This is a genomic window from Variovorax nivicola, assembly GCF_051216475.1.
GTDB lineage: Bacteria > Pseudomonadota > Gammaproteobacteria > Burkholderiales > Burkholderiaceae_C > Variovorax.
The window spans coordinates 42,668-59,000 of record NZ_JBPJZK010000009.1 but is presented as its reverse complement, the minus strand read 5'-3'; the positions used below and the strand labels follow the sequence as shown (position 1 = coordinate 59,000).

Genomic DNA, 16,333 nt, shown 5'->3' with positions numbered 1-16,333 from the left:
TGTGCCCATGTCAGATACTTCCAGTGCCGCCGCTGCTGCCACCCTCAAAAGCCTGCCCACCGACATGGAGCTGGTGCTCAAGGTCATCCCGATGCCGGCGGACTGCAACGTCAACGGCGACATCTTCGGCGGCTGGGTCATGGCGCAATGCGACCTGGCCGGCTCGGTAATCCCGGCGCGCTACGCCAAGGGCCGCCAGGCCACGGTGGCCGTGAACGAGTTCATCTTCAAGCAGCCGGTGCGGCTGGGCGACATCCTGTCGTTCTATTCGAAGCTGGTGCGCGTCGGGCGCACCTCGGTCACGGTAACGGTCGAGGTGTTTGCCGAGCGCTTCCGTGCGCAGGGCGAGTACATCAAGGTGACGCAGGCGACCTTCACCTACGTGGCCATCGACGACAACGGCCGGCCACGGCCCATCGAACAGCAGCCCTGAACGGGCAACTCAGACGCCCGGGTCGCGCACCCGCTCGAAGCGCTCGAACTCGCGGTTGACCCAGCGCCCGTCGCGCCGCTCCACGCGGCGGATGTACACGGTCTGCACGATGTCTCGGGTGTGGGCGTCGATCTCGACCGGGCCGCGCGGGCTGTCGAGCTTCACGCCACGGAACGCATCCACCAGCCGTTCCCCACTCACGCCACCGCGCGCCACGGGCGAGCTCATCGCTGCATCGATGGCGGCGAGCGCATCGTGGGCCGCGACCGCAAAGTAGCCCGGCCGCAGGTGGCTACCGTACTCCGTCTCGAAGATGCCCGTGAAGCGGCGGTTGGCCGGCGATTCGTGCGCGAACGAATAGTGGTGGCTGGTGACTAGGCCGTCGGCCAGCTCGCCGATGCCTTCGAGGTAGTGGTCGTCGGTGGCGTCGCCAGTGGCCATCAGTCGAATGCCGGTTTCGGCCATGCCGCGATCGCGCCAGAACTTGAGAAAAGTGGCCGGCATCTGCCCCGAGGGCAGGAAGAAGAACACCGCCTGCGGCTTGAGTTCGCGTAACCGCAGCATGTAGGCCGAGTAGTCGAGCGTGTTCAGCGGCACCCGTAGCATCGCGCCGACGCGGCCTCCGCCCGCGGTGATGCCGGAGACGAAAGCGCTTTCGGCATCAACGCCCGAGGCGTAGTCGGCCACCACGGTGCAGACGTCGCGCAGCCCCTGCTGAAGCGCCCATCGCGCCAGCGGCAGCGTGACTTGGCCGATGGTGAAAGACACCCGCACCGCGAACGGGCAGCGCGCCGTGATGCCCGAAGAGGCCGCATTCATCACCACCAGGGGCAGCTTTGCCTGCGTGGCGACGGTGCCCACGGCGTAGGCGTTGGAGCTGAAATCCAGGCCCGCCAGCAGGTCGACACGCTCGCTCTCGACGAGATCCTGCGCATGGCGGCGTGCCTGCTCGGGCGCGCTGCCGGGCACGTCGCGCCGCAGCAGTTCGACCGGCCGGCCCGCGATGTGCTGGTTGTGCGCCGCCAGCCAGACGGCCATGCCGGCATCGAACTGCCGACCTCCGCCCGCGTAAGGGCCGGACCACGAACCGATGACGCCGATGCGCAGAGGGCGCACACGCGCCAGGGCCAGCGAAGGCGCTGCCAAGGCGCCTGCCAGCAAGCCGAAAGTACGCCGGCGCGTGAGGTTGAATGCTACTTTTTCAGTAGCATCATTCGCCCGCTGGTCGGGCGTTACGAGCATTCTTGTCTCTGAAACTTGCACGCCGGGCAGTGTACGCGCGCAAGCCTCGAATGGGCCTCAGACCTTCGAGAAATCCGGCTTGCGTTTCTCCATGAAAGCGCCGAAAGCTTCGCGTGCAGCGGGCTCACGCAGCATGCGGCCGAAGCTCGCGCCCTCCTCGCCCATGCGTTCGAGCACGGCGGGCATCTGTGCCTTTTTCAGCAGGCGCTTGGTTTCCACCAATGCGCTCAACGGCTTGGCTGCCAGCTTGCGAGCCTGCGTCTGCGCGATGGCGTTGGCTTCGGTCGGCGGCACCACGCGGTTGACCAGGCCCACTTCGAGCGCGGCCTCGGCCATGAAGGGCTCGCCCAGCAGCAGCGCCTCGGCCGCGCGGTGGTAGCCCAGCATCTGCGGCACCAGCAGGCTCGACGCCGCTTCGGGGCACAGGCCCAGGTTCACGAAGGGCATCGAGAAGGCGGCGTTGTCGCCTGCATAGACGAGGTCGCAGTGGAACAGCATCGTGGTGCCGATGCCCACGGCCGGGCCGCACACGGCCGCGACGATGGGCTTGGGGAAGGTCGCAATGCCGCGCAGGAAGCGGAACACCGGCGATTCTTCTGTCGACGGCGGGCCGTTGAGGAAGTCGCCGATGTCGTTGCCCGCGCTGAAGATCGTCGGGTCGCCCTGGATCAGCACGCAGCGCACGGCCGCTTCGCTTTCGGCTGTGGCCAGCGCATCGGCCAGCTCGGCGTACATGGCGCTGGTGATCGAGTTCTTCTTGTCGACGCGGTTGAAGGTGATGGTTATCACACCGGCTTCGGTGTGGACGAGGATGTCGCTCATGGGTAGTGTCCTTGGATGAAAAAGGTTGGCGCCGCGGTCAGGCGCAAAGGGCTTCGCGGACGAAATCGAGGCGGTCTTGCCCCCAGAACATCTCGCTGCCGACGAACATGGTGGGAGCGCCGAACACGCCGCGCTCCGCGGCTTCCTGTGTGACGGCCTTGAGGCGGTCCTTGGTTTCCTGCACGCCGGCCAGCGCAAGCAGGCCCGCGGCATCGAAGCCCGCATTTTGCAAGACGGCACCGACGGTTGCCGGGTCGTTGAGGTTCTTCGGATCGACCCACATCGCGTGGAAAACCGCATCGACGTACGCACCGAAACGCGCCGGCTCCTTCATCTGGATGCCGGTGGCGCCGCGCATCAGCAGCAGCGTGTTGATCGGGAAGTGCGGGTTGTGCACGAAGGGCACGCCGTAGCGCTTCGCGAAGCGCTTCAGGTCGGTCGTCATGTACGGGCCCTTGGGCTTGATCTCGGCGGGCGAGTGATTGCCGGTGGCCTGGAACACGCCGCCTAGCAGCATGGGCTTCCACACGAGTTCGGCGCCTGTGTCGGCGCAGATATGCGGCAGCTGTGTTGCGGCCAGGTAGGCGGCTGGACTGCCGAAGTCGAAATAGAAGTCGACTTGTTTTGTCATTGATGTCTCCTTGTTGGTGCTCTCTGGGCGCTTGTTGTTCGGGGTGCGTGCGAATGACACCGGGTACTCCCCTCCGCGAATGTCCCCCGGCCTTCGGCCTCCTCCTTTATTTCGCTGCGGGGAGTACCCGGTGCCATTCGCACATGGACGCGGCTGTGGTGCTGGCCGATCAACCAGTGCTCTGAAACGATCACGTCGATGGTGTGCTCTGCGCAGCGAAATAAAGGAGGAGGCCGAAGGCCGGGGGACATTCGCGGAGCAGAGCACGCCGTCGGCGTGATCGCGCCCTGAACAGCAAAGTCTCATTTCAGAACTTCTCTGACCACGGCCGCAAATCGAGCTCATGCGTCCACGCGTCACGAGGCTGCGAATGCAGCATCCAGTACGCGTCGGCGATGTGGTCTGGGTTGAGGATGCCGTCGCTCTCCTTCAGCGCATAGCGCTCGGGGAAATTGCTGCGGATGAACTCGGTATCGATGGCGCCGTCGACCACCACATGCGCGACGTGAATGCCCTGCGGCCCAAGCTCGCGCGCCATTGACTGCGCGAGCGCACGCAAGGCCATCTTCGCGCCCGAGAACGCGCCGAAGTTGGCCGCACCGCGCAGCGATGCCGTCGCGCCTGTGAAGATGATCGTGCCGCGATGCCCACCTTGCGGAATCTCGCGCCCCACCATCCGCTTCGCCACTTCACGTCCGTTGAGAAAGCCCGAGAAGCAGGCCATCTCCCACACCTTGAAGTACTTGCGCGCCGTCTCGCTAAGGATGCTCTCGGGCACGTTGGCGCCGATGTTGAACACCATCACCCCGATCCGCCCGATGGTCGATTCGATCTGCTCGACGAGCGCGACCACTTCCTCTTCCTTGCGCGCATCGCAGGCAAAGGCATGCGCGCGGCCGCCGTCGGCATCGATCTGTGCGACCAGCGGTTGCAGCTTGTCGAGGCTGCGCCGCGTGACGCAGGTGGCGAAACCTTCGCGCGCGAAGCGACGGGCAATGGCACCGCCGGTGGCATCGCCAGCGCCGACGATGAGTGCGACTTTCTGCAGGGTGGTCATGTCTCTTTATTCCTTGTAATAGACGATCTGGTTCGAGGTGGCGAGCAGCACGCCCTTCTCGCTCCACAGATGCGCTGTCTGATCGAAGAAACCGTTGAAGAACTGCTGCCCCGCCGCGCGGCCCAGCAGATAGCCCGTGCCGACCTCGGCCAGTTGCGCCGGCCCAACGTGGAAGTAGGTGGTGATCGACACCGTGCCCGCAGGCACGTGCTTCGCGCGGCGCAGCCACACGCGCGGGTAGAACATGTCGCTCATCGCGGCGAGCGATGCAAAGTCGAGCGGCCGTGGCTGTGCGTCGCGCAGCCAGATGCGGGTCTCGCTGTGGTTCAAGCGGTCGTCCCACTTCGCGGGAATGCCACCGCTGAAGGGGCGCATCTCGTACTGGTTGATCCAGGCCACACCGGAGGGGCCAATGCTCATGCGGTCGACCGTCTCGGGCCTTGGCGCCTCGGGCATCGGCATGTCGCTCTCGCCCCAGGTGTCGCGGCGCGCGGCCGTCACCACGGTGGCGGTGGTCGTCATGTTGGGCGCGCCGCTGGGGCCGGCCTGCGTGATCTGCACCGTCCAGTGCTGCGTCGAGCGGTTGGTGCGCACGGCCGTGGCCTGGATGTCGAACGCGCCGGCTTCGATTGCAGCCGCGTAGTTGACGGTGAGCGCGATGGGCGTGCCGAGCACGTCGGGGTGCTGCATCACCGACTGCAACGCAAGGGCTGCAGTGGTGCCGCCGAAGGGCCCGACCATGTTCCAGTAGTCGGGGCTGGTCATGCCTGTGAAGTGCCCCACGCGGATGTCGCTGTGGTGGATCGTCAGGGCTTTGTCGAAGGGGTGCTGCTGCGTGCTCATGATCGGCAGTGTGCCTCCGGTAACCAGCGTCACGCAGTCGTGTGCGGGACGTTGGCGTGCTGCACCGCAGTACGTTCGGTCAACGCGGCCAGCCTGTGCAGCTTGTCGACCGTGCTTGGCCACAGGCTCTGGCTGAACTGTTCGCGGAAGAAACCGAAGTGGCCGATGCGCCGGGCCTGCACGTCGGCTGGCGCGATGCGCTCGACCGCGGTCGGTGCACCTGCGTACAGGCTCACCAGGCTTTCGGTGCCGGCGAGCGTCATGAGTTCGTCGTCGGTGATCGACAGTGCAAGCACTGGGAAGCGCACGCGCCCGTAGCTCTGCGATGCGAGCTCGCCCTCGGCGCCCACGCTGTAGCGTGGGTTGAGGCACCAGCGCCGCCATTGCAGGATCACGCCGCGCGGCAGGTCGCCAACCTTCTTCAGCTTGCGGCCGGGGAAGTAGCCGCACAGCCGCGTGGCCAGCGGCACGAGCACGAGCCAGAAGTAGAGGATGCTGCGCTTGAGCTTCGGCGCGTTCTCGCGCCAGTAGCCGCTGCCGGCCGCGATGCTGACAAGGCCGTCGACTTGCTCCGGGCGCTGCAGGAAGCCCGGCAGCTGCGCACCGAGGCTGTGGCCCAACAAGTAGAGCGGTTCACCGGGCAACGCGGCCTTGGCGGCATCGATCACCGCCTCGTAGTCGCGCGCCCAGTCGAACAGGTCGGCCTTGAAGCCTCGTAGCGATGCATCGCCGAGCGAATCGCCCGAGCCCCGGTAGTCGAAGGTCCAGACGCACAGGCCCTGCTGGTCTGCAAGCCACTGCGCGAAGGGTTCGTAGAACGACTGGCGCACACCCATCGCGCCGCCGATCACGATGCTGGCGCGCGGTGCGCCGACAGGCTCGTAGCGACGCACCGCCAGGTGCTGTGCGCCGCCGTCGACCGGGAGCTGCTGCGTCTGCATGGGGCTGCGCGGTTCAGACGCGCTCGAAGATCCCGGCGGCGCCTTGGCCCATGCCCACGCACATCGTGACCATGCCGTACTTCAGGTTCTCGCGGCGCAGCGCATGCACCACGGTCGCCGAGCGGATGGCGCCGGTAGCGCCGAGCGGATGACCCAGCGCAATAGCGCCGCCCATCGGGTTGACCTTCGACGGATCGAGTCCCAGCGTGTTGATGACGGCCAGCGACTGCGCGGCAAAGGCTTCGTTGAGCTCGAACCAGTCGATGTCCTCGTGCTTCAGGCCGGCATAGCGCAGCGCGGCCGGAATGGCCTCGATCGGGCCGATACCCATGATGTGCGGCGGCACGCCCTTGCTGGCGAAGCTCACGAAGCGCGCGAGCGGCGTGAGGCCGTACTGCTTCACGGCTTTCTCGCTCGCCAGGATCAGCGCACCGGCGCCGTCCGAGGTCTGCGAGCTGTTGCCTGCCGTGACCGTGCCGCGCGCAGCGAACACGGTGCGCAGCTTGGCGAGGCCTTCGATGCTGGTGTCGGGGCGCGCGCCTTCGTCGAGGTTCACGGTGCGGGTCTTGGCAATCGACTCGCCGGTCTCGAGGTTCGGCGTGCGGTCGGTCACTTCGATGGGCGTGATCTCGTCGGCGAACTTGCCGGCCTTCTGCGCGGCCAGTGCCTTCTGGTGCGAGGCAAGCGCGAACTCGTCCTGCGCCTCGCGGCTCACCTTCCACTGCTGCGCAACCTTCTCGGCCGTGAGGCCCATGCCGTAGGCAATGCCCACGTCGCCCTCGCGCTCGAAGATCGAGGGCGACAGCGAGGGCGAGTTGCCCATCATCGGCACCATGCTCATGCTCTCGACACCGGCCGCGATCATCACGTCGGCCTCGCCGACGCGGATGCGGTCGGCGGCCATCTGCACGGCCGACAGGCCCGAAGCGCAGAAGCGGTTGACGGTGATGCCGCCGACGCTGGTCGGCAGGCCGGCCAGCACCGCGCCGATGCGCGCGACGTTCAGGCCCTGCTGCGATTCGGGAATCGCGCAGCCGCAGATGATGTCTTCGATGGCCTTCGGGTCGAGGCCGGGCACGGCGGCGAGCGCGGCGCGCAGCGTGGTGGCCAGCAGGTCGTCAGGGCGGTAGTTGCGGAAGTAGCCGCGGTGCGACTTGCCGATGGGGGTGCGGGTGGCGGAGACGATATAAGCGTCTTGTACTTGCTTGCTCATGAAATCTGTCCTTAGTTGCGCACGGGCTTGCCGGTGCTGAGCATCCCCATGATCCGCTCCTGCGTCTTGGGATGCACGATGAGCGAGCAGAACGCCTTGCGTTCCAGCGTCATCAGGTATTCCTCGGTCACGAGCGAGCCTGCGTCCACGTCGCCGCCGGTGACCACGTTGGCGATCAGGCTCGCGATGTGGAAGTCGTGCGCGCTGATGAAGCCGCCGTCGCGCATGTTCACCAACTGGCCCTTGATGGTCGCGGCGCCGCTGCGGCCCGCCACGCGGAAGGTGCGGCGCAGCGGTGCGCGGTAGCCGGCGTCGGCCATGGCCTTGGCCTGCTGCAGCGCCACGTACAGCAGCTCATCCTTGTTCGGCACGATCACGTCGCTGTCGAGCAGGTAGCCCAGCTTCTTCGAGTCGAGCGCACCGGTGCCTACCTTCGCCATCGCGGCGGCGGTGAAGCCTTCGGTGAGGAACGGCAGCAGGTCGGTGCCCGTGGAGGCCGAGGCGTTCTCGGCCGCACGGCGTGCGATGTAGGTCAGGCCGCCCGCGCCGGGGATCAGGCCCACGCCGACTTCGACCAGGCCGATGTAGCTTTCCATCGCCGCCACGCGCTTGGCCGAATGCACGGCCAGTTCGCAGCCACCGCCCAGCGCCATGCCGCGCACGGCGGAGATCACCGGCACGCTGGCGTAGCGGATCTTGAGCATCACGTTCTGCAGCTCTTCCTCGGCGCCTTCGACCGCACCGATGCCCGCGACCACGAAGGCCGGCAGCATCGCCTGCAGGTCGGCGCCGACCGAGAACACCTCGTCGGGCGACCAGATCACCAGGCCCTTGTATTCGGCCTCGGCCAACTCGACCGCGGCACCGAGCGCCTCGGCCACGTCGGGGCTGATGGCGTGCATCTTCGAATGGATGCTGGCGATGAGCACTTCGCCGTCGAGCGTCCATACGCGCACGTCGCCTTCGTCGCTGATCGTGGTGCCGGCCGTGTTGGCGTCGGCGGCGTTCGCGCCGAGCACGCTCTCGGGGAACAGCTGGCGGTCATGCACCGGCAGCCTGCGCTGCGGCACGAACTTGTTCTGCGATGCGCTCCACGAGCCTTCGGGCGTGTGCACGCCACCCGCTTCGGCCACCGGGCCTTCGAACACCCACTTGGGCAACGGAGCAGTGCTCAGCGCCTTGCCGGCGTCGATGTCTTCCTGCACCCACTTGGCGACCTGCGCCCAGCCGGCTTCCTGCCACAGCTCGAACGGGCCCTGCTTCATGCCGAAGCCCCAGCGCATGGCGAAGTCGATGTCGCGCGCGCTCTCGGCGATGTCGCCCAGGTGCACGGCTGCGTAATGGAAGCCGTCGCGCAGGATGGCCCAGAGGAACTGGCCCTGCGGTCCTTCGCTCTCGCGCAGCAGCTTCAGGCGTTCGCCCGCGGGCTTCTTCAGCATGCGGCCGTACACCTCGTCGGCCTTGGCGCCGGCGGGCACGTACTCGCCGCTCTTCAGGTCGAAGCGCAGGATGTCGCGGCCGACCTTCTTGAAGAAACCGGCCTTGGCCTTCTGGCCCAGGTTGCCCAGCTCCAGCAGCTTGGCGAGCACCGGCGGCGTCGCGAAGTTGGCATAAAACGGATCGGTCTCGGCGTTGAGGTTGTCCTGCAGCGTCTTCACGACGTGGGCCATCGTGTCGAGGCCCACCACGTCGGCGGTGCGGAAGGTGCCCGAGCTCGCGCGGCCCAGCTTCTTGCCGGTGAGATCGTCCACCACATCGGGCGTCAGGCCGAACTTCTCGACTTCCTTCAGCGTGGCCAGCATGCCGGCGATGCCGACGCGGTTGGCGATGAAGTTGGGCGTGTCGTGCGCGCGCACCACGCCCTTGCCGAGCGTGCTGGTGACGAAAGCTTCGAGGTCGTCGAGCACCTGCGGCTGCGTGGTGGGCGTGTTGATCAGCTCCACCAGGAACATGTAGCGCGGCGGGTTGAAGAAGTGAATGCCGCAGAAGCGCGGCTTCAGCGCTTCGGGCAGTGCCTCGCTGAGCTTGGTGATCGACAGGCCCGAGGTGTTCGAGGCCAGGATCGAATGCTTGGCCACGTGGGGCGCGATCTTCTTGTAGAGATCGAGCTTCCAGTCCATGCGCTCGGCAATGGCTTCGATGATGAGGTCGCACTCGCCGAGCTTGGCCAGGTCGTCTTCGTAGTTGGCCTGTTCGATCAGGCCCGCGTCGGCCACGTCGCCGAGCGGCGCGGGCTTGAGCTTCTTGAGGTTGTCGATGGCGCGCGTGACGATGCCGTTCTTCGGGCCTTCTTTTGCGGCCAGATCGAACAGCACGACAGGCACGCGCACGTTGACGAGGTGGGCCGCAATCTGCGCGCCCATCACGCCGGCGCCGAGCACGGCGACCTTCTTCACTTGAAATCGGGACATGTTGCTTGGTATTTCTTGGATTGGTTGCGCGCAGACTTACTGCACGCGGTTCCAGGTTTGAGTACGCCAGAAGGGGCCCAGATAGCCGCGCACTTCGAGCTTCTTGCCGCCGTCGACGGGTGTGTAGCTCGCGCGGTATTCCTTGCCGTTCTCGGGGTCGAGGATCTTGCCGCCTTCCCAGACGTCCTTGCCCTCGGCTTTCTTGCCGCCGCGGATGATGTCCAGGCCCACCATGGGCTTGCCCTTGCGGTCGTCGCTGCATTCGTCGCAAGTGGCGCCGGGCTTGGCGTCCTTGCCCAGTGCCTTTTCGATGCGGCCGAGCAGCGCACCGCTGGTTTCATCGATGCGGATCTCGGCCTTGACCTCACCGGTCTTGTCGTCAACGTTGCGCCACAGGCCGACCGGCGTCACCTGGGCCATGGCCGAGGCTGCGGTGACGGCGAACAGAACGGCGGCGAATGTTTTCTTCATGCGTGTCTCCCGGCGAAGTGAAGGAGGAAAAGGCGAAGGCAAAGGGCTTGCTTCAGGCCAGTGCTGCGTCGGTGTCCATCAGCACCTTGCTGCCGGCGCGCGCGGTGCGCATCAGCGTTGCGGTCTCGGGGAACAGCTTGGCGAAGTAGAAGCGCGCGGTCTGCAGCTTGGCGACGTAGAACGGGTCGGTGTTGCCGGCGGCGATTTCGCGCAGGGCCACTTGCGCCATGCGGGCGAACAGGTAGCCGAACACGAAGTGACCGGCCACGCGCAGGTAGTCGACAGCGGCGGCGCCCACTTCGTCGGGGTTCTGGAAGCCCTTGAAGCCGATCTCGGTGGTGAACTTGGTGAGCTGGTCGCCCAGCATCGCAATCGGGTTGATGAACTCGGCCATCTTCTCGTTGACGCCTTCTTCTTCCACCAGTTTCGCAACCAGCTTGCCGAACTTCTTCAGCGAGGCGCCGTTGTTGCCCAGCACCTTGCGGCCCAGCAGGTCCAGCGACTGGATGGTGTTGGTGCCTTCATAGATCATGTTGATGCGGTTGTCGCGCACAAACTGCTCCATGCCCCATTCCTTGATGAAGCCGTGGCCGCCGAACACCTGCATGCAGGCGTTGGTCGCAACGTGGCCGTTGTCGGTGATGAAGGCCTTGACGATGGGGGTGAGCAGCGCGACCAGCTCGCCGGAGTCCTTGCGCACCTTCTCGTCGGGGTGGTTGTGCTCCTTGTCGAGCAGCAGCGTGCAGAAAATTTGCAGAGCGCGGCCACCTTCGGCATACGCCTTGGCAGTGAGCAGCATCTTGCGCACGTCGGGGTGCACGATGATGGGGTCGGCTTCCTTGTCCTTGGCCTTCACGCCGGAAAGTGAACGCATCTGGATGCGGTCCTTGGCGTAGGCCAGGGCGTTCTGGTAGGCCACTTCGGTCAGGCCGAGCGACTGGTTGCCCACGCCCAGGCGTGCGGCGTTCATCATCACGAACATCGCGGCCAGGCCCTTGTTGGGCTCGCCCACCAGCGTGCCGGTGGCGCCTTCGATCACGATCTGCGCGGTGGCGTTGCCGTGGATGCCCATCTTGTGTTCGAGGCCGGCGCAGAAGATCGGGTTGCGCCCGCCGAGCGAGCCGTCGGCCTTCACATGGAACTTCGGCACCACGAACAGGCTGATGCCTTTGCTGCCCTTGGGCGCATCAGGCAGGCGAGCCAGCACCAGGTGAATGATGTTGCTGGTCATGTCGTGCTCGCCGGCCGAGATGAAGATCTTGCTGCCGGTGATGCGGTAGGTGCCGTCCGCCTGCGGCTCGGCCTTGGTGCGCAGCAGGCCGAGGTCGGTGCCGCAATGGGGTTCGGTCAGGCACATGGTGCCGGTCCATTCGCCGCTCGTGAGCTTGGGCAGATAGGTCTTCTTCTGCTCGTCGGTGCCGTGGGCGGCCAGCGCCTCGTATGCGCCGTGCGAGAGGCCGGGGTACATGGTCCAGGCTTGGTTGGCGCTGTTGAGCATTTCGAACAGGCACTGGTTCACCACGAACGGCAGGCCCTGGCCGCCGAAGGCCGGGTCGCACGACAGCGCGGGCCAGCCGCCTTCGATGTACTTGGCGTAGGCGTCCTTGAAGCCCTTGGGCGTCTTGACTTCGTGCGTGGTCTTGTCGAGCACGCAGCCCTCTTCATCGCCGCTGATGTTGAGCGGGAAGGTCACTTCGGCGGCGAACTTGCCGGCCTCTTCGATCACCGCATTGATGGTGTCGGCATCGGTCTCGGCATGGGCCGGAAGCGCCTTGAGTTCCTCGGCGACGTTGAGCACTTCGTGCAGCACGAACTGCATGTCGCGCACGGGTGGGTTGTAGGTAGGCATCCGGAACTCTCCTGGTCGAAGCTAGATAGAAAAAGAAAAAAGGGGAAAACGAAAACGGGACAGGCCGCGCGCTTCTTCAGCGCACGGTCTTGAGGCGGCGGCCGGCCGGCGCGGCCACCGCAGCCGTGTTGGCCTTGGGCGCATCGGGCGTGGCGCTGCGCGCGAGGATGTTGTCGAAGCCGATGTTGGCGCGGCCGATGGAGCCGGGCACCTGCAGGAAGCGCGCTTCGTAGTGCAGCGCGAGGATCAGCCCGTGGATCTCGAACGCCACCTGGCGCTCGTCGGCGTCGGCGCGCAAATGGCCTTCGCTCTGCGACTGCACGATGGCGCGCAGCACTGCCGCCTGCCAGATGCTGACCGACTCGACCAGCGCGTCGCGCACCGGGCCCGGGCGGTCGTCGAATTCGGAAGCGCCGCTGATGTAGATGCAGCCCGAGTCGATTTCGGTCGAGGTGCGCTTCATCCAGTTGGCAAACATGGCGCGCAGGCGCGGCAGGCCGCGCGGTGCCTTCAGGGCAGGGAAGAACACTTCCTGCTCGAAGCGCGCGTGGTATTCGCGCACCACCGAGATCTGAAGTTCTTCGCGCGAGCCGAAGTGGGCGAACACGCCCGATTTGCTCATCTTGGTGATTTCAGCCACCGCGCCAATCGACAGGCCCTCGAGCCCGATCTGCGCGGCCAGCGCCAGCGCGGCGTCGACGATGACGGCCTTGGTCTGCTGGCCCTTCTGGGCGGCACGAGCGGGCTTGGCGGGAACGGCTGCTGCGGTCATCGTGGAATTTCCATGCAAAAACGAACGGTCGTTCTATTTTGCAGGGCTTTACCACTTTCGCCCGCAAGAAACCTTCAGTTATTGAAGGTTAATTGATGCGGGACGGGGCGCAATCGGCCCCATCCCTACCCCTCGGGAAGCTCTCTTCAGAACTCCTGCGACACCGGCCGCAGCACCACTTCGTTGATGTCCACGTTCGCCGGCTGCTCCACCGCGTAGACGATGGCACGCGCCACCGAATCGGACGGGATCTGGTTGGCGTCGTAGAACGCCTTCACGCCCGCCGCGGACTCGGCATCGGTGCTGCCGAACTTCAGCTCCGACTCGACCGCGCCGGGCGACACGATGGTCACGCGCACGCCGCTGTTGCCCACTTCCACGCGCAGGCCTTCGGAGATGGCGCGCACCGCGTGCTTGGTCGCGCTGTAGACAGTGCCGATGGGCGTGAACACCTTCAGTCCGGCAATGGACGCGACGTTGACGATGTGTCCGCTGCCCTGCGCCTGCATGCGCGGCAGCACGGCGGCAATGCCGTAGAGAACGCCCTTGATGTTGACGTCGATGGTGCGGTCCCACTCGTCGACCCTGAGCTTGTCGAGGGGCGACAGCGGCATCACGCCGGCGTTGTTGACCAGCACGTCGATGCGGCCGAAGGCCTCGACGGTGGCTGCGGCGAGCTTGTCGAGGTCGGCGCGCCTGGCGACGTCGGTGGCCACGGCGATAGCCTCGCCGCCGGCTTCACGGATCTCGGCGACGACCTTGTCGAGCCGGTCGGTGCGGCGGGCCGCGAGCACCACCTTGGCGCCGCGCGCTGCCAGGTGGCGCGCCGTCGATTCGCCGAGCCCGCTGCTCGCGCCGGTGACGATGGCGACCTTGCCCTTGATGTTGTCTTGAACGGATGTCATGGAAATTCCTTTCGGGTGTGTGGAAAAAGATGGAAGAAGTGCATGCAGTGTGGAAAATCCACGTGTTCCCGTAAATGAAACTCTGGCGACTTCAGAATTCCCTAAAGAGGAACGCTCTACACCATGTCCAACCGCCTCGAAGCCCTGCGCGTGTTCTGCGCCGCTGCCGATGCCGCCAACTTCCGCGACGCGGCGGTGCGGCTGTCGGTGTCGCCACAGGTGGTGACGCGTGCGGTGCGCGAGCTGGAAGATGAGCTGGGCGAGCCGCTGTTCCACCGCAGCACGCGCGGCGTTCAGCTCACCGACTTCGGTCGGCAGCTCTCGGAGCGGGCGCGCACCGCCCTGAGCGGAGTCGACGAACTCTTCCATCGCACCGACCGCCGCGCACTGTCGCAGCACGAGGGCACGGTGCGGGTCACGGCGCCGGGCATCTTCGGGCGCCAGCTCATCCCGCGGGCGCTGGCGCCGATGATCGCCGCGCACCCGGGCCTGGTGCTCGACCTGCGCGTCTCGGAGTCGCATGCCGACGTGGTCGGCGAGCAGATCGACATCGGCGTGCGCGTGGGCCCGCTGCGCGATGCCCGCTTCGTCGCGCGGCCGGTCGGCCGGATGGCGCTGCACGTGGTGGCCGCGCCCTCGCTGATCGCGCGCACCGGCGTGCCGAAGAAGATCGAGGCGCTGGCCTCGCTGCCGCTCACCGCATTGATCGACCGCAAGTCGGGCCGGCCCTGGCCAATGATGTTCCGCAAGGAGCGCCAGCTGGCCGTTACCTCGCCGGCCTTCGTCACCGACGACTTCGACACCGAGTGCGCTGCGGTACTCGCGGGCCTGGGCTTCGCCCAGTTGATCGGCTCGCTGGCCGAGCCCTGGATCGAGCGCGGCGCGCTGGTGCCGGTGCTGGAGGCCGACGCGCCCGAACCATGGCCAATCTATGTGTACCGCTCGCAGCGTGCGCCGGTGCCAGCGCGCGTGCGGCTGGTGTACGACGAACTGATCCGCGTACTGCGCTGAGCGCTACGCCCGCTGCCAGGCGCCGGGCGTGAAACCGAAGTGGCGCGTGAAGATGCGCGTCATGTGGCTCTGGTCCGCAAAGCCACTTGCGGCGGCGGTGTCCGCGAGGCTCGTGCCGCGGCGGATCAAGGCACGTGCGCGTTCGGCGCGCTGCAGCAGTAGCCACGCGTGAGGCGGCACGCCATAGGCCTTCTGGAAGCGGCGCAGCAGCTGGAACTTGCCGAGGCCGGCCATCGCTGCGAGCTCATCGAGCGTGGGCGCGGCGAGCAGGTCGTCGGCGATGCGCTCGCGCACCAGCCGCACGTTGCCGCCGATCTCGGGCTGCGGCACGGCGGTGGAATGGCCGTCGAGCAGCAAGCCGCAGACTTCGACCAACGACTCTTCGCAGGCCAAGGCTTCGGCGCTTGCAGAGGCGCTCGTGGCGCAATTGCGCCAATCATCGAGGCGAGCGAACAGGCGGCGCAGTGTTTGCACCAGCCGCAAGTCCTTGAGCACGGGCCGCGTGAATTCGACGCTGCCGTCCATCGCAACGCCGCCCCGCATGCCCGCCATCACCGCCGCATCGAAATACACCATGCGCCAGCGACGCGACGGGCCACCGAGCGGCCGGCCATCGTGCACTTCGCCAGGGTTGGTCGTGATGAGGTCGCCCGCATAGGCATCGACCTTGCCGCGGCCGCTGGCCGAGCTTTGCGCGCCATGGTCGAGCAGACCGACGCCGTAGGTCGAATGCCAGTGCCTGCCGTAGTGGCGGGCACTGTCCATCGCGGTGCCATGGACGCCCTCCCAGGGCGTTCCAAAGACCTGCGAGCGATGGTCCGGCGGCGTCTTCATCCGCCGGATGATCTCAGAGAACCTCGTTCAGAGCTTGAACGGAATCACTTCCTGGCGCTGCTCGCCCAGGCCTTCGATGCCCAACGTCATCACGTCGCCCTTCTTCAGGAACAGCGGCGGCTTCATGCCCATGCCCACGCCGGGCGGCGTGCCGGTGGTGATGACGTCGCCGGGCATCAGCGTCATGAACTGGCTCACGTAGCTCACGATTTTGGCCACGCTGAAGATCATGGTCTTGGTGCTGCCGGTTTGCACGCGCTGGCCGTTCAGGTCGAGCCACATCGAGAGCTTCTGCGGGTTCTCGATTTCGTCGCGCGTCACCAGCCAGGGGCCGAGGGGGCCGAAGGTGTCGCAGCCCTTGCCCTTGTCCCAGGTGCCGCCGCGCTCGATCTGGTATTCGCGCTCGCTGATGTCGTTGATGGTGCAGTAGCCGGCCACGTAGTCGAGCGCGCTCTTTTGCGACACGTAGCGTGCGCGCGTGCCGATGACCACGCCGAGCTCGACTTCCCAGTCGGTCTTGACCGAGCCCTTGGGCAGCATCACCGGGTCGTTCGGGCCCTGGATGCAGCTGTTGGCCTTGGTGAACACCACGGGCTCCTTGGGCACCGGCAGGCCAGATTCGGCCGCGTGGTCGGCATAGTTCAGGCCGATGGCGATGAACTTGCCGACGTTGGCCACGGGGCTGCCGAAGCGCGGCTTGCCCTTGACCAGCGGCAGCTTGTCGATCTTCTGCTTGCGCAGCTTGGCAATGGCAGCATCGCCCAGTTGCTCGGGGCCGATGTCCTTGACGACGGCGCTCAGGTCGCGCAGCTGGCCCTTGTCATCGATGAGGCCGGGCTTTTCCTTGCCGGGGTTGCCGTAGCGGACGAGTTTCATGCTTTCCTTTCAGTGCATTGAA

The 16,333-nt window shown here is 66.3% G+C and carries 16 protein-coding genes; 2 read left to right on the top strand and 14 right to left on the bottom strand.

Going from position 1 to position 16,333, the window contains the following annotated elements:
- Positions 1-7: 7 nt before the first annotated feature.
- A complete protein-coding gene (locus ACSFBF_RS28650; RefSeq protein ID WP_435472916.1) occupies positions 8-433 on the top strand; it encodes an acyl-CoA thioesterase in 426 nt (141 codons plus the stop codon).
- Positions 434-442: 9 nt separating this feature from the next.
- On the opposite strand, the gene ACSFBF_RS28645 is transcribed toward ACSFBF_RS28650, so the two are convergent.
- From ACSFBF_RS28645 to ACSFBF_RS28590, 12 genes are all read right to left on the bottom strand, one after another.
- A complete protein-coding gene (locus ACSFBF_RS28645; RefSeq protein ID WP_435473237.1) occupies positions 443-1,549 on the bottom strand; it encodes an ABC transporter substrate-binding protein in 1,107 nt (368 codons plus the stop codon).
- Positions 1,550-1,732: 183 nt separating this feature from the next.
- Complete coding sequence (locus ACSFBF_RS28640; RefSeq protein WP_435472915.1) at positions 1,733-2,497, bottom strand: enoyl-CoA hydratase; 765 nt, start codon at positions 2,495-2,497, stop codon at positions 1,733-1,735.
- Positions 2,498-2,534: 37 nt separating this feature from the next.
- Entirely contained in the window at positions 2,535-3,128 is a 594-nt protein-coding gene (locus tag ACSFBF_RS28635; protein WP_435472913.1) for a 2-hydroxychromene-2-carboxylate isomerase, read from the bottom strand.
- A 307-nt stretch (positions 3,129-3,435) separates the two neighbouring features.
- Positions 3,436-4,185, bottom strand: coding sequence for an SDR family oxidoreductase (locus ACSFBF_RS28630; protein ID WP_435472911.1), 750 nt, complete (start codon positions 4,183-4,185; stop codon positions 3,436-3,438).
- A gap of 6 nt (positions 4,186-4,191) precedes the next feature.
- Entirely contained in the window at positions 4,192-5,028 is an 837-nt protein-coding gene (locus ACSFBF_RS28625; RefSeq protein ID WP_435472909.1) for an acyl-CoA thioesterase, read from the bottom strand.
- 29 nt (positions 5,029-5,057) lie between these two features.
- A complete protein-coding gene (locus tag ACSFBF_RS28620) occupies positions 5,058-5,969 on the bottom strand; it encodes an alpha/beta hydrolase family protein (RefSeq protein WP_435472907.1) in 912 nt (303 codons plus the stop codon).
- A 13-nt stretch (positions 5,970-5,982) separates the two neighbouring features.
- Entirely contained in the window at positions 5,983-7,182 is a 1,200-nt protein-coding gene (locus tag ACSFBF_RS28615; protein ID WP_435472905.1) for an acetyl-CoA C-acyltransferase, read from the bottom strand.
- 11 nt (positions 7,183-7,193) lie between these two features.
- Positions 7,194-9,593 (bottom strand): 3-hydroxyacyl-CoA dehydrogenase/enoyl-CoA hydratase family protein, encoded by a 2,400-nt coding sequence (locus ACSFBF_RS28610; RefSeq protein WP_435472903.1) that lies wholly within the window; start codon positions 9,591-9,593, stop codon positions 7,194-7,196.
- Positions 9,594-9,629: 36 nt separating this feature from the next.
- Positions 9,630-10,064: a DUF2147 domain-containing protein gene (locus ACSFBF_RS28605; RefSeq protein ID WP_435472901.1), complete on the bottom strand. Its 435-nt coding sequence runs from the start codon at positions 10,062-10,064 to the stop codon at positions 9,630-9,632.
- Positions 10,065-10,116: 52 nt separating this feature from the next.
- The gene (locus ACSFBF_RS28600) at positions 10,117-11,913 is read right to left on the bottom strand and encodes an acyl-CoA dehydrogenase C-terminal domain-containing protein (RefSeq protein ID WP_435472899.1); all 1,797 of its coding nucleotides are present in this window, start codon (positions 11,911-11,913) and stop codon (positions 10,117-10,119) included.
- Positions 11,914-11,989: 76 nt separating this feature from the next.
- Positions 11,990-12,685 (bottom strand): TetR/AcrR family transcriptional regulator, encoded by a 696-nt coding sequence (locus tag ACSFBF_RS28595; protein ID WP_435472897.1) that lies wholly within the window; start codon positions 12,683-12,685, stop codon positions 11,990-11,992.
- 146 nt (positions 12,686-12,831) lie between these two features.
- Positions 12,832-13,590: an SDR family oxidoreductase gene (locus ACSFBF_RS28590; RefSeq protein WP_435472895.1), complete on the bottom strand. Its 759-nt coding sequence runs from the start codon at positions 13,588-13,590 to the stop codon at positions 12,832-12,834.
- Between the two features lie 123 nt (positions 13,591-13,713).
- Between ACSFBF_RS28590 and ACSFBF_RS28585 the strand changes: the two genes are divergently transcribed.
- Positions 13,714-14,601, top strand: coding sequence for a LysR family transcriptional regulator (locus ACSFBF_RS28585; RefSeq protein WP_435472893.1), 888 nt, complete (start codon positions 13,714-13,716; stop codon positions 14,599-14,601).
- Between the two features lie 3 nt (positions 14,602-14,604).
- Here ACSFBF_RS28585 and ACSFBF_RS28580 read toward each other — a convergent pair whose 3' ends face one another.
- Both ACSFBF_RS28580 and ACSFBF_RS28575 read right to left on the bottom strand, forming a co-directional pair.
- A complete protein-coding gene (locus ACSFBF_RS28580; RefSeq protein ID WP_435472891.1) occupies positions 14,605-15,435 on the bottom strand; it encodes an AraC family ligand binding domain-containing protein in 831 nt (276 codons plus the stop codon).
- Between the two features lie 27 nt (positions 15,436-15,462).
- Positions 15,463-16,311, bottom strand: a complete 849-nt coding sequence (locus tag ACSFBF_RS28575) for a fumarylacetoacetate hydrolase family protein (RefSeq protein ID WP_093057288.1) — start codon at positions 16,309-16,311, stop codon at positions 15,463-15,465.
- Positions 16,312-16,333 lie beyond the last annotated feature (22 nt).